The sequence below is a fragment of the Sphingobium aromaticiconvertens genome (assembly GCF_037154075.1).
GTDB classification, from domain to species: domain Bacteria; phylum Pseudomonadota; class Alphaproteobacteria; order Sphingomonadales; family Sphingomonadaceae; genus Sphingobium; species Sphingobium aromaticiconvertens.
In genome coordinates this window covers 4,759,603-4,777,950 of the sequence record NZ_JBANRJ010000001.1, presented here as the reverse complement: position 1 = coordinate 4,777,950, position 18,348 = coordinate 4,759,603, and the positions used below count along the sequence as shown (strand labels likewise).

General features: G+C 63.4%; 12 protein-coding genes. 8 read left to right on the top strand and 4 right to left on the bottom strand.

The features are described 5' to 3' along the window. Positions 1 to 33 precede the first annotated feature (33 nt). From prfB to WFR25_RS23140, 3 genes are all read left to right on the top strand, one after another. The gene (prfB, locus tag WFR25_RS23150) at positions 34 to 1,161 is read left to right on the top strand and encodes a peptide chain release factor 2 (protein ID WP_336974067.1); all 1,128 of its coding nucleotides are present in this window, start codon (positions 34 to 36) and stop codon (positions 1,159 to 1,161) included. Beyond that, positions 1,161 to 1,892, top strand: a complete 732-nt coding sequence (locus tag WFR25_RS23145) for a class I SAM-dependent methyltransferase (RefSeq protein ID WP_336974064.1) — start codon at positions 1,161 to 1,163, stop codon at positions 1,890 to 1,892. The genes prfB and WFR25_RS23145 overlap by 1 nt, the downstream gene beginning before the upstream one ends. Before the next feature lie 99 nt (positions 1,893 to 1,991). Next, entirely contained in the window at positions 1,992 to 2,333 is a 342-nt protein-coding gene (locus WFR25_RS23140) for a PilZ domain-containing protein (RefSeq protein ID WP_336974062.1), read from the top strand. 200 nt (positions 2,334 to 2,533) lie between these two features. Here the strand turns inward: WFR25_RS23140 and WFR25_RS23135 are convergent, their stop codons facing one another. Beyond that, positions 2,534 to 3,244: a hypothetical protein gene (locus tag WFR25_RS23135; protein WP_336974059.1), complete on the bottom strand. Its 711-nt coding sequence runs from the start codon at positions 3,242 to 3,244 to the stop codon at positions 2,534 to 2,536. A gap of 7 nt (positions 3,245 to 3,251) precedes the next feature. Next, positions 3,252 to 4,463 carry a toxic anion resistance protein gene (locus WFR25_RS23130; protein ID WP_336974057.1) on the bottom strand — a complete coding sequence of 404 codons (1,212 nt, stop codon included), beginning with the start codon at positions 4,461 to 4,463 and terminating at the stop codon, positions 3,252 to 3,254. 161 nt (positions 4,464 to 4,624) lie between these two features. Between WFR25_RS23130 and WFR25_RS23125 the strand changes: the two genes are divergently transcribed. From WFR25_RS23125 to WFR25_RS23105, 5 genes are all read left to right on the top strand, one after another. Beyond that, entirely contained in the window at positions 4,625 to 5,329 is a 705-nt protein-coding gene (locus tag WFR25_RS23125; RefSeq protein ID WP_336974055.1) for a DUF899 family protein, read from the top strand. A 118-nt stretch (positions 5,330 to 5,447) separates the two neighbouring features. Further along, the gene (typA, locus tag WFR25_RS23120) at positions 5,448 to 7,265 is read left to right on the top strand and encodes a translational GTPase TypA (RefSeq protein WP_336974054.1); all 1,818 of its coding nucleotides are present in this window, start codon (positions 5,448 to 5,450) and stop codon (positions 7,263 to 7,265) included. A gap of 133 nt (positions 7,266 to 7,398) precedes the next feature. Further along, positions 7,399 to 9,414 carry a TonB-dependent receptor plug domain-containing protein gene (locus WFR25_RS23115; RefSeq protein WP_336974053.1) on the top strand — a complete coding sequence of 672 codons (2,016 nt, stop codon included), beginning with the start codon at positions 7,399 to 7,401 and terminating at the stop codon, positions 9,412 to 9,414. A gap of 11 nt (positions 9,415 to 9,425) precedes the next feature. Continuing rightward, positions 9,426 to 11,369 carry an acetate--CoA ligase gene (gene acs, locus WFR25_RS23110; RefSeq protein ID WP_336974051.1) on the top strand — a complete coding sequence of 648 codons (1,944 nt, stop codon included), beginning with the start codon at positions 9,426 to 9,428 and terminating at the stop codon, positions 11,367 to 11,369. A 29-nt stretch (positions 11,370 to 11,398) separates the two neighbouring features. Further along, the gene (locus tag WFR25_RS23105; RefSeq protein ID WP_336974049.1) at positions 11,399 to 11,914 is read left to right on the top strand and encodes a cytochrome b; all 516 of its coding nucleotides are present in this window, start codon (positions 11,399 to 11,401) and stop codon (positions 11,912 to 11,914) included. A gap of 36 nt (positions 11,915 to 11,950) precedes the next feature. On the opposite strand, the gene WFR25_RS23100 is transcribed toward WFR25_RS23105, so the two are convergent. Then, entirely contained in the window at positions 11,951 to 16,153 is a 4,203-nt protein-coding gene (locus WFR25_RS23100) for a translocation/assembly module TamB domain-containing protein (protein WP_336974046.1), read from the bottom strand. Then, complete coding sequence (locus WFR25_RS23095) at positions 16,153 to 18,324, bottom strand: autotransporter assembly complex protein TamA (RefSeq protein WP_336974043.1); 2,172 nt, start codon at positions 18,322 to 18,324, stop codon at positions 16,153 to 16,155. The genes WFR25_RS23100 and WFR25_RS23095 overlap by 1 nt, the downstream gene beginning before the upstream one ends. Positions 18,325 to 18,348 lie beyond the last annotated feature (24 nt).

Here is an 18,348-nt window from a genome sequence, read left to right as displayed (position 1 = left end):
TGAACCGCCGTTGAGCAGATTTGGAGACGACACATGCGCGCCGAAGCGCAGGGCTATATTGACCGCATTGATGCAGCGCTCGACCTGCTGCGCCGTTTCCTTGACTGGGATCGGGCGCTGCGGCGTCTCGACGAACTCAATGCGCGGGTCGAGGACCCGACCCTGTGGGACAATCCAAAGGCCGCGCAGGAGGTGATGCGGGAGCGCACGCGCCTCGACAACGCTATTGGCGCCACCCGCTCGATCGATTCGGAGAAGGCCGATACCGCCGAACTCATCGAAATGGCGGAGGCCGAGAATGATGAGGCGATGGTTACAGAGGCCATTGCCTCGCTCAAGGCGCTGGCCGACCGCGCGGATGAGGACAAGATCAAGGCGCTGCTGGCGGGTGAGGCCGATGCCAGCGACACCTATCTGGAAATCCACGCCGGTGCGGGCGGCACCGAAAGCCAGGACTGGGCGGAAATCCTGTCGCGCATGTATCGCCGCTGGGCCGAACGGCGCGGCTACAAGGTGGAACTGGTCGACTATCAGGCCGGGGATCAGGCGGGCATCAAGTCCGCGACCTTCCTGATCAAGGGCGAGAATGCCTATGGCTATGCCAAGACCGAAAGCGGCGTCCATCGCCTGGTCCGCATCAGCCCCTATGACAGCGCCGCGCGCCGCCATACCAGCTTCTCGTCGGTCTGGGTCTATCCGGTGATCGACGACGACATCGACATCGAGGTCAAGGAATCCGATCTCAAGATCGACACTTACCGTGCATCGGGTGCGGGTGGGCAGCACGTCAACACCACCGACTCCGCGGTCCGCATCACCCACGTTCCCTCGGGCATCATCGTGGCGTCGCAAAACGACCGGTCGCAGCACAAGAATCGCGCGACCGCGATGAACATGCTCAAGGCTCGCCTTTACGAAGCGGAACTGCGCAAGCGCGAGGAAGCGGCGTCGGGTGAATATCAGGCGAAGACGGAGATTGGCTGGGGCCATCAGATCCGCTCCTATGTCCTTCAGCCCTATCAGTTGGTGAAGGATCTTCGCACCGGCGTCACCTCCACCGCGCCGGACGATGTGCTGGACGGGGCGCTCGACCCGTTCATGGCCGCCGCGCTGTCGCAGAAGGTGACGGGCGAGACGGTCGATGTGGAAGATGTCGACTGATGCGTCGGATCGGGCTGGGGGCGGGGGTTGGCTGCGCGCTGGTCCTGCTGTCGGCCTGTGACGCGCTGGTTCCGGGTAATCGGTCCGAACGCGCGCCTGATCTGGCCGTTTTTCCACGCGCGGACCGGCCGATCGCGCCGATCGTTTCGACCCGCTGGTCGACCGAGGAAGCGCGCGACCGGGTCAATGAGGCAGAGGATATCATGGACCGGGCGGGCATCCGGCCCGGCATGACGGTGGCGGACATCGGTGCTGGCGAAGGCTATTATACCGTGCGGCTGGCCAAGCGCGTCGGCCCAGATGGCCGGGTGCTGGCAGAGGATATCATGCCCGAGGTGATCGACGCGCTGGGTAGCCGCATCACCCGTGAGGACTGGAAGAATGTGAGCGTCCGGCTGGGCACGGCGGCCGATCCGAAACTGCCGGCGGGCAGTTTTGACCGTATCCTGATGGTCCATATGTATCATGAGATCAGCGAGCCCTATGCCTTCCTCTGGAACCTCAGCCCCGCGCTGAAGGCTGATGGAGAGGTGATCGTGGTGGATGCGGATCGGCCGACCGATCAGCATGGCACCCCGCCGCGCCTGTTGGCCTGCGAGTTTGCGGCGATGGGCTTTCGGCTGGAGCAACTCATCCCCAAGCCTACCGCGGGCGGCTATCTGGCGCGGTTCAGACGGGCGACGGCGCGGCCCAACCCTGCTTATATCCGCCCCTGCACTCTGAACGACTGACCTTTTGCACGGTTCGAATCCCTAACGCGGGAGCAACCTTCAATTTGCGGAACGTGACGCTGTCACGCTGGTTATGCTACGGTCGAGGGGAATGAAGACATGAACCAGCATCGAGCGATCCGCCCGAAAGCGCAGGATTTTCAACGCGCATCGCCGCGCTATAAATTGTTCGAACCCGTATCGATGCGCGTCGATGGCCTGCCGGTGCGCGGCCATTTGCTCGATCTGTCGCGATCAGGAGCGCTCGCTCATGCTGATGCAGGCGTGCTGCCGGGTGCGCGAGTGGAACTGGAGGGGGTAGGAATCCTCACCTCCTCGCGGGTCATGTGGGTAGAAGGGCGGCGCTTTGGCCTGCGTTTCGACACATGGCTATCGAACACGCTGGTGACGATGATAGTCGGAGGGATTACTTCCCCCGGCGCCACTTTCGAAACAGGGTAAAGCCAACGAAGCCGCTGCCCACGACACCCGCAATCGCGCCCCCAGCGACGAGCAGCGCCCAGGCACCAGCCGCCAGTAGCCCGGTGAGAAAGTCGACAATGATAAGGGTGAGGTGGATCATGCCAGCCGGGAGGGGCTGGAGGCTTTGGCTTGCCGCGATTTCTTAACCATCATCTGAGTCCATCTGATTGGAAATCGCTCTATTGCCCCAACTCCCTGGCTTCCTGATATTTGAGCTCGAGAAAACGGTTTTGCGTCGCCAGCTTGTCGAGATCGCCTGAGGCGAGCTGCTGCGTCACCCGGTCGATTTCAGCATCGATCACGCCCAGTCCGTCGATCAGCTGCTTTTCGGGCACACGTCCGTTGCGCTCCTCCCGGCGGAGGGGGGCGGGTATCGACTGATAGCCGGTGACGAGTTCGGGTAAATGATCGGCCAGCAGGCGGCGTATGTCCTGCGCGGCCGGTTCGGCAGGGTCCAGTCGCTCCAACTGGGGCGCAAGCGTCTCCAGCCGGACGCCGATGCTATCGACCAGCGTAATGGCCGGTGCGGGCAGCGCCTTGCGCTGGCTTTCCAGCCAGATTTCGGTCTTGAGCGGCAAGGCGGCCAGTTCCGTTTCCACCAGTTGCTGGGGGGCGATGGCCCGCTCGCCCGGCAACGCCATCACCAGCAGGACCGCTGCGATCATCAGGCCCAGCGCAACCATGACGCCGGTCGTACCGAGCGGCAGGAAGAAGCCCGCAACGGCGCTGGCGATCAATATGGCCAGCACCGCGCCAAGGGCGTATTTGACCTTGCGTATCACCGCCGCATTGCGCCGCTGGCGGGCACGGGAGGACAAGGAGCGGTATCTGTCCCGCGATCGGTCGAGCACTTCTGCCGATCGGGCGATCTGGCGGTCAACGTCGGTCATGGGGTCATCATCCGTCGATTGCGCTCAATAGGGGATTGTCGGCGCGGACTTCCTTGGCGGCCTGCGCCTGACCTTCGGCGCGCGCGATATAGCCTTTCGACTTCTCAACCTCGTGCGACAAGGTGTTCACGGTGGTCTTCATATTCTCCAGCGCCTTGAGCTTGAAGGCGTCGATATTGTCCATCGTGTCGTAGATGTTCTGGAAGGCGCGCTGGAGCGTCTCGATCGGGATGGTGCTGGACGCCGCCTGTTCGTGAATTTGCGCGGTCTGACTCTTGAGCAGTTCGCCCGTCGAATCAATCATGTTCGCGGTCGTGGTGTTGAGCGCGGTGATCTGTTCGAGCACCAGTCGCTGCCCGACCAGCGCCTGCGCCACCGTGACGGCGGTCCGCAACGCCGCGACCGTCGTGGTGCTGGCGCGATCGACACCCTTCACCAGTTCGACATTGTTCTTCTTGACCAGATCCAGCGCGAGATAGCCCTGCACCGTGACGGCCATCTGGGTCAGCAGGTCCTGGCTGCGCTGGCGGATGTAGAAGAGGGCGCTTTCCCGTACCGCCTTGGCCTTGGTCGGATCGGTGGAATCCAGTTCCAGCGCCTTGGCCTCCAGCCCGGCATCCATGGTCTTGGAAATGTGGATCATCTGTTCCAGACGGCCCATGGTCGCCCACATATTCTGCCGTTCGACGTCGATCGCGGCATTGTCCTTGATCAGCACGTCCTTGCCGCTGGCGAGCGACCCCAATATGCCGTTGATGTGGCTTTGCGCGCTTTTATAGCTGTCGAAATAGTCACGCATCTTGTTGCCGAATGGGATCAGGCCAAACAGCTTTTTGGGCGCGGTCAGGCTGCCACGCTTGCCGGGGTCCAGATCTTCCACGGTGCGGCGCAGCTCGGCAAGGTCGGCGCCAACCTTGTTGTCGCTATCCATCGCCCGGACGGGACGGTCGAGGAACCGGTTCGAATGACCCGCCGCCTCGGCAATTTCCTTGCGCCCCATATTGGTCAACTGGTCGACCCGCGCGCCAAATTCAGGGCTGTTGGCGTCCTGCGCCACCAGATCGTCGATGAAGGCCCCGACCTTTTCGTCCAGCTTCGACTTTTTTTCCTCCTCGATCGGCACCAGGCCAGCCGCCTTTTCGGGCGCGACGGCGGGCACCGGATCAGGGGGCGTCAGGTTCAGCGGATCAGCAGTCGTGGTCGGCGCGGTGGTGGCCATGTCATCTCCTCTGGTGTCATATTGATATAGAACACCTATGCTTCAAGGCGCAATCGGAAGGATAGTGATAGGGATTCGCCAGTCCCGTGGGAAGAGCCGGGGGTTGGTCAGGAACCCAGAGGGGCTGACTGTATTTGTCCTGCATCGACAGGAGAAGGAAGATGATGGAAGCGGTTTTGAAATCGTCGAGCGACCTCGCAGCCATGGGCAAGGCGCTGTTTCCGGGCGAAAGCGCGGAATATCGGGCGGCGCGACAAGCCCTGCTGGCCGATGAAATCGAGTTTCGCCGTCACATGACTCGGTTGACCGAACAACGCCGTGCGCTCCCGCCCGGCCCGGTGATCGAAAAAGCATATCGCTTCAAGGACGAAAATGGGTTCGAGGTTGGCCTGATCGATCTGTTCGGAGAAAAGGACACGCTGGTCAGCTATCTCTGGATGTACGGGCCGCAGCGCGAACGGCCCTGTCCGATGTGTACCAACTGGCTGGGCGCGGTGAACGGCAATGCGGCCGACATCAAGCAGCGTGTGGCCCTGAAGATACTGGGGCGCAGCCCGGTCGAGCGCCAGTTTCTTTTCGCGCAGGAACGCGGCTGGTCGGACCTCGATTTCATCCAGACGGTGGGCGACGACTATGCCGACGACCTTGGCCTTCTCAACCCTGATGGCAGCGAGAGTGCAGCGATCATCGTGTTCCGCAGGGATGGTGATGCGGTACGCCTCTTCTGGGCCAGCGAAATGACGATGGAGATGGCCGATCCGGGGCAAGACCCGCGTGATGCGCCCGATATCGCATCGCTCTGGTCCATCCTGGACCTGACGCCGGAGGGACGCCCCCCGCACTGGTATCCAAAGCTGCGCTATTGACCGGCAGCTCCATGGATCAGTGCGCCGCCCTTGCCGCATCGCGTCATTTCCTGTAGGGGCGCGCCCAAACCCCGGTCTGGCACAGTGTCACCGGGCATCCAGCTCCCGAAGGCAAAATATGTCCCTGCGTAATATCGCGATCATCGCGCACGTTGACCATGGCAAGACCACCCTCGTCGACCAGCTGTTCCGCCAGTCCGGCACCTTCCGCGACAACCAGCGCGTCGAAGAGCGGGCGATGGACAGCAACGACCTGGAAAAGGAGCGGGGCATCACCATTCTGGCGAAGCCCACCTCGGTCGAGTGGGAAGGCACCCGGATCAATATCGTCGACACGCCCGGTCACGCCGACTTTGGCGGTGAGGTGGAGCGCATCCTCTCGATGGTCGATGGTGTTATCCTGCTGGTCGATTCGTCGGAAGGCGCAATGCCGCAGACCAAGTTCGTGACCGGCAAGGCGCTGGCGCTGGGCCTCAAGCCCATCGTCGTCGTCAACAAGGTCGATCGCCCCGATGAGCGCATCCAGGAAGTGCTGGACGAAGTGTTCGATCTGTTTGTGAGCCTTGAGGCCAACGACGAGCAACTCGACTTCCCCGTCCTCTACGCTTCGGGCCGCAACGGCTATGCCAGCGAAGATCCCTCGGCGCGTTCGGGCACGCTGACCCCGATGTTTCAGAAGATCGTCGATCATGTGCCGCCGCCGGCGCTGGACGTCGATGCGCCCTTCACCTTTCTGGTGACGCTGCTGGATCGCGACAATTTCCTTGGCCGCATCCTCACCGGCCGCGTGACCAGCGGTTCCGTCAAGGTGAACCAGGCGATCCACGCGCTCGACATGGATGGCAAGGTCATCGAAACGGGTCGTGCGTCCAAGATCATGGCTTTCCACGGTCTTGATCGCGTGCCTGTCGATGAAGCCAAGGCAGGCGATATCATTTCGCTGGCCGGCCTTGCCGTCGCCACCGTCGCCAACACTATTTGCGATACCTCGGTCACCGTGCCGATCCAGGCGCAGCCGATTGATCCGCCGACGCTGTCGATGCGTTTCGCGGTGAATGATTCGCCGATGGCGGGCCGCGAAGGCACCAAAGTCACCAGCCGCATGATCCGCGACCGTCTGGCGCGCGAAGGCGAATCGAACGTAGCCGTCAAGGTGACCGAGAGCGCCGACAAGGATAGTTTCGAAGTCGCCGGTCGTGGCGAACTTCAACTCGGCGTGCTGATCGAAACCATGCGCCGCGAGGGCTTTGAACTTAGCATCAGCCGCCCGCGCGTGCTGTTCGGCGAAGATGAGGACGGCAACAAGACCGAGCCTTATGAAACCGTGATGATCGACGTGGACGAGGAATTTTCAGGCACGGTCGTCGAGAAGATGAACATTCGCAAGGCTGAGATGACGGATATGCGTCCCTCGGGCGGCGGCAAGACCCGCATCACCTTCTCCGCCCCCTCGCGCGGCCTGATCGGCTATCATGGCGAATTCCTGTCCGACACGCGCGGCACCGGCATCATGAACCGCCTGTTCGAGAAATACGGTCCCCACAAGGGCAAGATCGAGGGCCGCAAGAATGGCGTCCTCATCTCCAACGGCGCGGGCGAAGCCAATGCTTATGCGCTGGGTCCGCTGGAAGAGCGCGGCATCCTGATGGTCGGCGTGGGCGAAGCGCTCTACGAAGGCATGATCATCGGCGAGAATGCGAAGCCTGATGATCTGGAAGTGAACCCGATGAAGTCGAAGGCGCTGACCAACTTCCGCGCCAGCGGCAAGGACGACGCCGTTCGCCTGACCCCGCCATGGAAGCTGACGCTGGAGCAGGCGATCGCTTATATCGACGATGATGAACTGGTCGAGGTGACGCCCAAGACGATCCGCCTCCGCAAGCGCTACCTTGATCCGAACGAGCGCAAGCGCATGTCGCGCGCAAAAGCGGCCTGATCATAGGAAGGGCCGGTACCGGGAGGTGCCGGCCCTTTTTGATTCCACGGCTGATTCTACTGCTGATTCGGGGGCTTGCTTCCTTTCCGCCGGGCAGTACACCGCGGCTCAGGTTTAGGGGAGCAAGGGCAGAATGAGGTCTATCGGGTATATCGCGCTTGCCACCTTTGGCTGGACGGGGCCGCTGCTGGCGCAGGTTCCGGACGCAGAGCAGGGGGGTGGGACGATTGTTGTTACCGGCGCTGGCCTGCCTCTGCCACCCGGCACGCCAGCCTATGGCACGACGCTGATAAATGCGGACCGGTTGACGAACAGCGCTTCGGGCCGGATCGAGAGCGTTCTTCAGGATGTTGCCGGTTTCCAGCAGTTCCGCCGGTCGGACAGCCGGTCCGCCAATCCTTCCGCGCAGGGCGCGACCCTGCGCGCACTTGGCGGTAATGCATCCAGTCGAACCCTGGTGCTGCTGGATGGGGTGCCGATGGCCGACCCCTTTTTCGGTTACATCCCCTTTAGCGCGCTGGTGCCCGATCGGCTGTCATTGATCCGGGTGACGCGCGGAGGCGGGAGTGGCGGGTTCGGGGCAGGCGCGGTCGCCGGCACGATCGAACTGGCGAGCGCCACCCGCGATCAACTGCCGCAGATCAGCGGCAGCGCCTTTTATGGCAGCCGCGATGCGACCGAAGTATCGGCCAGCCAGTCGCCTGATCTGGGCAACGGCTATGTGACGCTATCGGGGCGCTGGGACAGGGGGAATGGTTTCCAGACTACGCCGCGCGACCAGCGCGTGGCCGCTACCGTTCCCGCCGCTTATGATAGCTGGTCAGTCGGTGTGCGCGCCGTCGCGCCGCTTTCCGCCGATACCGAGGTGCAGGTGCGTGGCCTGATCTTTCAGGATGACCGCACGCTGCGCTTCGCGGGTGCGGACAGCGGGAGCCAGGGGCAGGATGCGAGCATCCGGCTGGTGTCGCGTGGCGCGTGGAAGGTCGATGCTCTGGCCTATCTTCAGGCGCGCAACTTCTCGAACATCGTCATTTCCTCCTCCTCTTTCCGCAAGACGCTGGACCAGCGCAACACGCCCTCGACGGGGATCGGCGGCAAGATCGAACTGCGCCCGCCCGTTGGAGACGCGCATGTGCTGCGCCTGGGCACCGATCTGCGGTTGGCGCGGGGCGATATGTATGAAGACGCCTATAATGCTAACATTGCGGCCAATCCTGCAACCAGCCGTCGCCATGCTGGCGGCGCGCAGAGTACGCTCGGTTTCTTTGCCGAGGACGATTGGACGATCGGCCCTGTTGTTCTGACAGGCGGTGTGCGTGCGGATCGCTGGACCATTACGGACGGCTTCTACAAGGCTGTGAGCGCGGCGGGCATTCCGACCCAGACCTCCCGCTACCCCGATCGGTCGGACTGGGAGGCGACGGCGCGCGCGGGTATCCTGTTGCACCTGTCCGATGCGCTGGCGCTGCGTGGCGCGGGCTATACCGGCTATCGCCTGCCGACCCTCAACGAATTGTATCGGCCCTTTGTGGTCTTCCCGATCACCACGCAGGCCAACGCCGCCCTGACACCTGAAAAGCTGAAAGGTGTGGAGGCCGGGCTGGACCTGACGCCGGTAGAAGGCGTCCTGCTGGGCGTGACCGCCTTCTACAATCGCCTGGACGACGCCATCGCCAATGCGACGATCAGCGCGACGGTCCGTGAGCGTCAGAACGTCAACGCCATCGTCGCCAAGGGTGTGGAACTGACTGCCAGCGCGCAAAGCGGCTCCTGGTCGTTCCTGGCCAGCTATGCCTATAGCCACAGCCGCGTTCGGGCGCCGGGGGCAGCCTTTAATGGCATGACCCCCGCGCAAAGCCCGCGCCATGCGGCCAGCGCAACGCTGGGCTGGTCTGCCGCATCGGGGCCTTCGCTTTCCGCCACGCTGCGCTATGTATCGAAACAATATGAAGATGACCTGCAAAGCGACATACTGCCCGATGCGCTCACCGTGGATGCTGTCGCCAGCGTCCCGCTGGGCCACGGCGTCCGGCTGGTCGCACGCGGGGAGAATCTGTTCGATGAAACGGTCGTTACGCGCAATGCGGGCGGCTCGATGGATCTCGGCGCGCCGCGGACGCTGTGGCTGGGTATCCGTTTCGCGCAATGAAGGGAGAATGCATGTCTGACGATTATTTCCCCGTGCCTGAGGATTGGGCCAGGAACGCGTTGATGGATCAGGCGGCCCGTGCCGCCGATTATGCCCGTTCGCTGAAAGATCCCGAAGCCTATTGGCTGGAACGGGCGCAGCGGCTCGACTGGATCACGCCCCCGACCTGCGCGAACGAGAGCAGCTTTGATGAAGCTGATTTCGGTGTGAAATGGTTTGCCGACGGCGTGTTGAATGTCAGCGCCAACTGCATCGACCGCCATCTTGCCGAGCGTGGCGATCAGACCGCCATCATCTGGGAACCCGATTCGCCCGACGGCCAGCCGCGCCACTTCACTTATGCCCAGGTGCATGAACAAGTCTGCCGCTTCGCCAATGTGCTGAAAGAGGCGGGCGCCAGGAAGGGCGACCGCATCACCATCTACCTGCCGATGATCCCGGAGGCGGCCTTTGCCCTGCTCGCCTGCGCGCGGATCGGCGCGGTCCACAGCGTCGTATTCGCGGGCTTCTCGCCCGACGCGCTGGCCGGGCGGATCATCGATTGCGATTCGCGGCTGGTCATTACCGCCGATGAGGGACGGCGTGGCGGCAAGGCCGTGCCGCTCAAGACGAATGTCGATGCAGCGCTCGCCCAATGCACCAGCGTGCGCAAGGTCGTGGTGGTCAAGGCGACCGGCGGCGATGTGATGATGAAGGACGGTCGCGACCTTTGGCTGCACGAAGCGGCTGCCAAGGTTTCCGTCGATTGCCCGCCCGAGCCGATGGGAGCGGAAGATCCGCTGTTCGTCCTCTACACGTCGGGGTCGACGGGCAAGCCCAAGGGTGTGCTGCACACCTCGGGGGGCTATCTGCTCTGGTCGGCGCTTACCCATGAACTGTGCTTCGACTATCGGCCCGGCGACATCTACTGGTGCGCTGCCGATATCGGCTGGGTCACGGGGCACAGCTATATCGTCTATGGGCCGCTGGCCAACGGCGCGACCACGCTGATGTATGAGGGCGTGCCCAACTGGCCGACGCCCAGCCGGATCTGGGAAGTGGTGGACCGGCATCAGGTCCAGACCATCTTCACCGCGCCCACGGCGCTGCGCGCGCTGATGAAAGAGAGGGATGATTTCGTCAGTGCCACCGATCGGTCATCGCTGCGCCTGCTGGGCACGGTTGGCGAGCCGATCAATCCAGAGGCATGGCGCTGGTATCACAGCGTCGTCGGCGAAAGCCGTTGCCCGATCATCGATACCTGGTGGCAGACGGAAACGGGCGCGGCAATGATTGCGCCGATGCCGGGCGCTACCGACCTGAAGCCCGGCTCCGCAACCCTGCCCATGCCCGGTGTCGTGCCGCAGATCGTCGATGCGGAGGGCAAGGTGCTGGAGGGCGCGACCGAAGGCAATCTGGTCATCGCCGCCTCCTGGCCCGGTCAGATGCGGACGGTCTATGGCGACCATGATCGGTTTTTCCAGACCTATTTCACCACCTTCCCCGGCAAATATACCACTGGCGACGGCGCGCGGCGGGACGCGGACGGCTATTACTGGATCACCGGCCGCGTGGATGATGTCATCAACGTGTCGGGCCACCGTATGGGCACGGCCGAGGTCGAAAGTGCGCTTGTCTTGCATGAAGCCGTGGCCGAGGCGGCGGTTGTCGGCTTTCCCCACGATATCAAGGGGCAGGGCATCTATGCCTATGTGACGCTGAACGCGAATGAGGAACCCAGCGACGAATTGCGCAAGGCGCTGGTCAAATGGGTCCGCACGGAAATCGGTCCGATCGCGACCCCCGATGCGATCCAGTTCGCGCCGGGGCTGCCAAAGACCCGGTCGGGCAAGATCATGCGCCGCATCCTGCGCAAGATTGCCGAGGGAGACGTTTCGGCACAGGCGCTGGGCGATACGAGTACACTTGCCGATCCGTCGGTGGTGGATAATCTGGTGGCCAACCGTCAAGGGTAACAGCTAGTCCCAACAGGAAAGGATCGCGCATGGATCGTTATACAAGAGTAGCCCAATCGCTGCATTGGGCCATCGCGATTCTCATCCTGTGCAACTTGTGGCTGGGCTTTGCTCATGACTCGCTACCCCGCGCCTGGCCGGTGATGCCGGTTCATAAATCGATTGGCCTGACGGTCCTGGCTTTGACGCTGATGCGGATCCTATGGCGGCTGACACACCCGGTTCCGCCCATGCTGGCGACCATGCCGCCATGGGAAAAGCTGGTGGCGAAAGTCACACATTTTGCTTTTTATGCGCTGCTGCTCATCATGCCGCTGACAGGGTGGATCATGACCTCCGCCGGGGATCGGCCGCTCAGTTGGTTCTTTCTGTTCGACGTGCCGAAATTCGGCGTGACCAAGGGCGACGCGATCGTTGGCGTATCGAGTGAGGGGCACGAGATACTGGGCTTCCTGTTTGCGACCCTCATCGTCCTTCATGTCGCGGCGGCCCTGCGCCATCATTTCGTCCTTAAGGACGCTACGCTGCGCCGGATGTTCGGCTGAACTTTCCCTTGAATGCCGCAGCGGACTAAGGTTGCGTCAATAATCCTTGGAGTAACGCAGGTTCGCCGACGATCCGGTATTGCCACCTGTTTTCGACAGGAGGCTCAGGGCTTTGGACAGGGCGACTTCCAACTGCGTGGCGGTGAAGCCCTTCGCGTCGGTGATGATCTCCACATAGACGTTGTTCGAAATATGCTGGCCGACCGCCAGCGCCGTTCCACGCCCGCTCGCCTCATCACTGCCCAGGACGCGCAGACGATCGACGCCCGATGCGGTCTGCAACTTGCCCAGCGGATTAAGTCCACCGCCTCCGCCGCGCAGGCCATTGAGCGCGACTGCGAGCTGGATCGCCTGCGTCGCCGACAGGTTGGCGACGTTGGACCCGAACAGGATGCGGGAGAGGATTTCGTCTTGCGGCAGGCTGGGCGTGGAGCTGAAGGCGATGTCGGGCTGTTGCGCCGTGCCGCCGACGACGATCGCGGCGGTCACGGCGTCGATCTGCGTTTCAGCGCGGATATTGAGCGTGGGGTTGGTCAGTTCGGCCCCGCTGAAGGTGATGATCCCGCGCTCCAGCTCGAACCGGCGGCCGGAGAAGCTGTAGGTGCCGCGAATAACCTCCAGCTTGCCGACCACGCGCGGCGCGGCCGTGGTGCCGGTGACGCGCATGTCGGTCTTCCACTCGGACTCAAGGCCCATGCCGGAGACGTAGAGTTCATTGTCGGCCCGCACGCGGATATCGAGTTTCCAGTTGCTGAAACCACCTTGCGCCTGTTTGGCGGCGAGTTGCTGGTCGGCAATGTCGATCCGCTCGCCCTTGCGCCGGACGCCCTGAAGCTGCCGGATATCGGCCCCGCCGGGGAAGGCGATCTGATAGCGTAGCTCGGGCAGGCGCAGGTCGCCCTTGACCAGTCCGCCAGCCGCCTGGCTGTTGGTGATCGCCATGGTGCCGCTGACGACGGTGCCCAGTTGCTCGCTGCGGGCAAGGCGGGCGCGGTCCATCGTCACTGCGATGTCCATCGGAAAGCCGCTGGCGGCGGCGAGGCCCACCGTGCCGCGCGCCTGCACCGTCCCATCGCCCGCCCGGCCGGAGAAATCGCGTATCTCCAGTCGATCATTGGTGAAGCGTCCGTCGAGCCGCATCTGGGTGACGCGGGTGCCGAACGTGTCGTTGGTGTAAGTCAGCGCATTGGCGCGGACGAGGCCGTTGAGGCGCGGATCGTTGAGCCGCCCGCTAAAATCGGCGGCGACGGCGATCGGGCCAGACAATTGCTGGTCGGCCTGTCCCGCGAAGGAGAAGAGCACATCGGCCGGACCGCTATAGCGGATACCGCCGCCCAGTGGCGCGGCCATCAACTGTTCCGACCAACTGGCGCCCGCGCCCGGCGGCGCCAGCATCGCGATGAAGCGGCCAAGATCGCTGTTGCCCCGGCGGATCACCCCGCGCATGTCGCCACCCGCCGCGCTCAACTTACCCTCTATCTGCATGGCCACGGGGGCGGAGGTGGCGGTCAGGCTCGACCGACGGAAATCGGTGATGGCAAGGCGGGTTTTGGCGTTGGGGAAGGCGTTGCCACTCTGGGCGTAGTCCAGCGTGCCGGTCGCCTTGCCGCCGATGCCAAGGCCGGGGCTGGCGAGGTTGGCGATGGCAAGGTCAAAATCCTTGAACCGCGCCTGCACCGCCGTGCTGTTGCCAAAGCGTCCGGCAAGGTCGACCCGGCCTTGCGGTAGTACCAGCGCGACGGGTTCGAGGCGATAGCCGCCCGGTTCGGTGCGGATGATCGCGGGCTTGTCCAGACGGAAGTCGATATTGCTGGCCTTCCCCTTAAGCACGACGGCGTAGAGGTTCGGGCGGAGCGCGGCATTGGCGGCAATTGAGAAGGGCACGCCGCCGCTGCCATCGGCCACGACCTGCGCTGTACCGCGTCCACCACGATAATTGACCTTGGCGCGGGCCTGACGAACGACCGTGGTGCCGTAGGCGGCATTGGCCATCTGGACGTCAGCGACAATCTGAGGCTGGTCGTAAAGCACCATCGAGGCATCGACCAAGGCGCGGCCTATGACGATATTGGCGTCGCCGGGCAGCTTGGCGTTGCTGGCGGTGGCGTCGATGTCGATGCCCTGCACCTTGCCGATGCTGGCGAGGCGAACGGCTCCATTGATGCCCGATCCGTTCATCGACAATTGCCCGGCAAAGGGACCAGCGTTGGTCTGCTGCACGGTCCCGGCGAAATCGACCCCGGCAAAGCGCGCCTTGGTTATGTCGATCGTCAGCGGGCCGCGAGCGGTGCGGATCAGCACATTACCGAAGAAGGGACCATAGGGCGATCCGCCGGTCGCCTCCAGCCGATAGCCCGCGGCCTCGCCATCCAGCTTTGCGACCACGTTTGACAGTTGCACGCCGACATTGGGTCGCGCGGCGCGCAGCACTGCCTGCGGGCGCTCCACCGTGCCTCGCACCGATAGAGCAAGCGGGCCATATTGCTTCGAACTGGCGGCAGCGTCGAACGCGATGCCACCATCGGTCCCATAGCGACCCGATCCCGACAGGATGGTGAAATTGGGTGCTGCACCTTTAAGCCCGGCGAGGGTGAACACACCCTCCGGCGTCATGCCGATGCGCCCGGTGGCAAGTGCATTACCGCCCAGGAAATCGCGGACCGACGCATTGTCCCAGCGCGCGGTTCGGACGCCGAACTTGCCCGCCAGGCCAAAGCCGCCCTTGGGACCGGGCACCAGTTCGACATCGGTGGTCAGGTTGACGATGCCCACACCGTCTATCTTATAGTCGTTGACCCGGCCTTTCAGCGCCCCGCGATACAGGGCGTTGTCGAGGTCGGCGAGGACGATGGCCGTGGCGTCGATGCTGTTGCTGTTGATCTTGAGGTTGTCGCTGATGAGCTTGCCGCCTGCATAGGCAAAGTCACCCTTCACCCGCAGATTTTCGAGCAACCCTCCTGCGGCGGCATTCAGGCCCGTGACCCGGCGCGCGGTGGCATTGACCGGGATGCGGATACGGTCGGCGTCGATTACGGCGCGGCCGCTGGCTTTCAAACCTTCAATGCCGGTGGCGTCGAAGGCGAGTTGCGCGGCGCTGATGTCATAATCGATGAACGGCGTCGCCATCGGCCCGTCGAGGATGATGGAGGCGCGGACATCCTTGCCCCGCACCTTCTCCATGATTGCGCCGGGGGTCAGCAATTGGGCGTCGATCTTCAGTGCGCTGAAGCTGCTCTTGCCCAGATCGACCAGACCCTGTGCGCTGGCCGCCAGCGCGGTGGAGCGGAGCGTGCCCTTCAGGTTGACGCGCCGTTCGTTGAGGCCCGCGAACAGGTCGACATCAAGGGCGGGAGCAGTCAGCCGTTCGATCGGGCCAGCCATGATGAGGCCGGGGCGGGTCGGTCCCTTGACCGTGAAATTACCGTCCCTTGCCACCAGAGCGAGATTGGCGAGTTCGCCCTTGGGTGAGGTCGCGACAAGCCTGCCGTCCCACGCCTGCCAGCTTCCCTTGCCGTCCAGTGTGGCGGTCATGCTGTCCGTCAGGCCTGCCATCGCGGCGATGACGCCGCCCTTGGGCGCATCCAGTCTGCCCTTCATCGCCAGCCGGTTCTGATCGGGCACGGCGTCGATGCTGGCCTGCAGCCGGTCGCCGCTGTCCACCACCGCCAGCGCCGAAAGCTGCGCGCGGCCATCGGCGATGTGGGTGGTGCCGTCGATCGCGATCTCGCGCTTCTGGCCGATCACGGGTTTGGCCAACACGAAACGGGCGATCTTCATCCGGTCGACGTCGATGTCGAGATCGGGCAGGATCGGCGCGTTGGGATCGCTCTGCGTCACATTGAACTGCGGGCTACGCGCCAGCACCACCAGCGGCGATTCCAGCGTTCGCACGGAGATGTGATTCTTGATGTAGCTGAACGGGCTCCAGTCGACCCGGACGCGCGGGCTGACGGCGAACACGCCCTTGGGATCGCGCAGGATCAGGTCGTGGATGACCATGTCGCTATAGATCGACCCTTCGATCCGGCCGACCTCGATCGTCATGCCGGATTCCATCTTGAACGCAGCGATCTGCTTGATGAGGAAGGACTTGCCGGGGCTGGTGTTGAGGCCGAGCAACAGGGCGACCACCAGCACGACAAGGGCGACGAACAGGCCGGCTACCCACAGGGCGATGCGAATGGGCAGCGGCCGCTTTGCGCGGACCGTTTCGGTGGGGAGGGCGGTTTCGTCCACCATCAGAAAGCCTGCCCTATGCCGATATAGAGGGCGAATTTGGATTCGCCCGGCTGCCGGTTGATCGGCATCGCGATGTCGGCACGGAAGGGGCCGAAATTGGTGTAGAAGCGCCCGCCGACGCCCACGCCGTAGCGCATGTCGGAGAATTTGGGGATCGAACTTTCATAGACCTGGCCTGCATCGACGAAGGCGACGACTCCGTAATTGCCAAAGCGATAGCGCCCCTCGACCGCGAATTCATTGACGGAACGTCCACCAATGGGGTCGTCATTAGCATCCTTTGGTCCCAGTTCCTGATAGCCAAAGCCGCGCACCGATCCGCCGCCGCCAGCATAGATGCGCCGCGATGGCGCGATGTCGTCCCGGCCCACGCCGCTGATCGTGCCGACCCGCGTGCGGGCGGCGATAACGATATTCTCTCCCACCGGATAATAGCCCGACAGATCGAAGGTCGCGCGAACATAAGGGGATAGATTGCCCTGCAACGAAGCTTCGGGAGAGACGCGCAGATTGGCGCGATAGCCGCTGGTCGGATTGAGCAGGTCGTCCGACCGATCATAGCCAAGCTGCACCGGCAGCGCGCCGATGAAATAGGTCAGCCGTTTGGTATCGCCGGTCGTTTCATTGAGCGTGGTTTCGTTGGAGGCAAGGATTTCGACGCCATAGCTGTAGGTCCAGCGTTTCTGGAAGATCGGGGTCGAGGCGCGCGAGATGGTCGCCGACAGGCCCAGCGTGAACGCTTCATAGGCGTCGTAATTCTGATGGTTGATCGCCGCTCCGGCCTGAAAGGTCCGGTCGCGCTTGCCGGCATTGGCTCGGCGGAACGTGCCGGAAATCCCCTGTTCCTGCGTACCCGCGATGATGCCGCCGATGATCGCGCCTTCGGGCGGGAAGAAATTGCGGTGCGTCCAGTTTCCTTCGGCCCGGAAGCCCTGGCCCGTGCCATAGCCCAGTTCCCCGGCAAGGGTGCGGGGTGGCCCGGCCTCCTGCTCGACATGCAGATCGACATATTCGGTGCCTTCCGGGGCAGCGTCGCCAGTTTGCACCGGTTTGACGCCGACGCTGGAGAAAAGGCCGGTCGCTACCAGCGCCTTGCGAAGATCGTCCAGCTTGCGGCTGTCATATATCTCACCTTCGCGGAAGCGGCTGATGACCTTGATATGGTCGGCATCGAACGCCTGTTTGTCGCCGCTGGTGGTGATGGTGCGGAAGCGACCACGCGGACCTGTTTCGACCGGCAGCGTATAGTCGCCCGTTACGGTTGCCGGATCGAGCAGGATGTCGCGTTCGCCGACCTTGGCGAAAGCATAGCCATTTTCCGGGAGTTTGAGCGCGATATTGGCCTCGCCCCCCTCAATATCGGCCGCAACGATCGGGTCGCCGGTCTTGAGCGGCAGATTGTCGCGGATCAGGCCAGATGGCACGGTCGGTCCGGCCTGGATGACGATAGCGCCCAGCCTGTACTGCTTACCCGTCGTCACTGAGATGACGGCGGTTAGTGGTCCTGTTGCATCGGCAGGCTGATCGAAGGAGGCGAGCGCCGTTGCGTCATAATAACCCTCTGAATAGAGCAACCGGACGGCCAGCGCCTTGTCTTCCTCCGCCCGCGCCTGCACCATCGCGGCGGTATCCGCCTGGCCTTTGCCATCGGCGAGGGCAGAGGCGGCGCGGAAATCATCTTCAAGCCCCGTCTTGCCGAACCCTTCGACCTTGAAGACGTAGCGAACTTCCGGTGCTTTTTCTGCGGCGGCGCTGGCGTCTGCCGCCACTTCAGCGGGGACGGTGACGCTGTCGAGCGAGGGCAATGGCTGGGCAAGCGCGGCGTCGGCGGGCGGCTCGGTCGCCGGGGGCAGTTCTGTGAGTGTGGGCGTCGCGCCGGGCGCCGTGCCGGATGCCCCGTCGATCTGGGGCATCTGCTGGTCCAGATAGGTGTCAATCGATGGCAGCGGGGTACCGGGCGCGGCCTTGCTATCTGTGTCGCCAAAGGTGGGCAGGCGCGCGTTGAACTGATCGTCGGGCAGGATGGGGGCTTCGGTGCTGGATGCATCAGTTGCGGGCGGTTGGGTCGCTGGCTGATCGGTCCGCTGACTTTGGGCCATCAACGGCATCGGTACGCAGATCAGGATGAGGGCGAGGGCATGGTCAACGCTTCTCGTCGGCCGTAAACGCATGAAATCCCTAATGCCCCTTTTGAT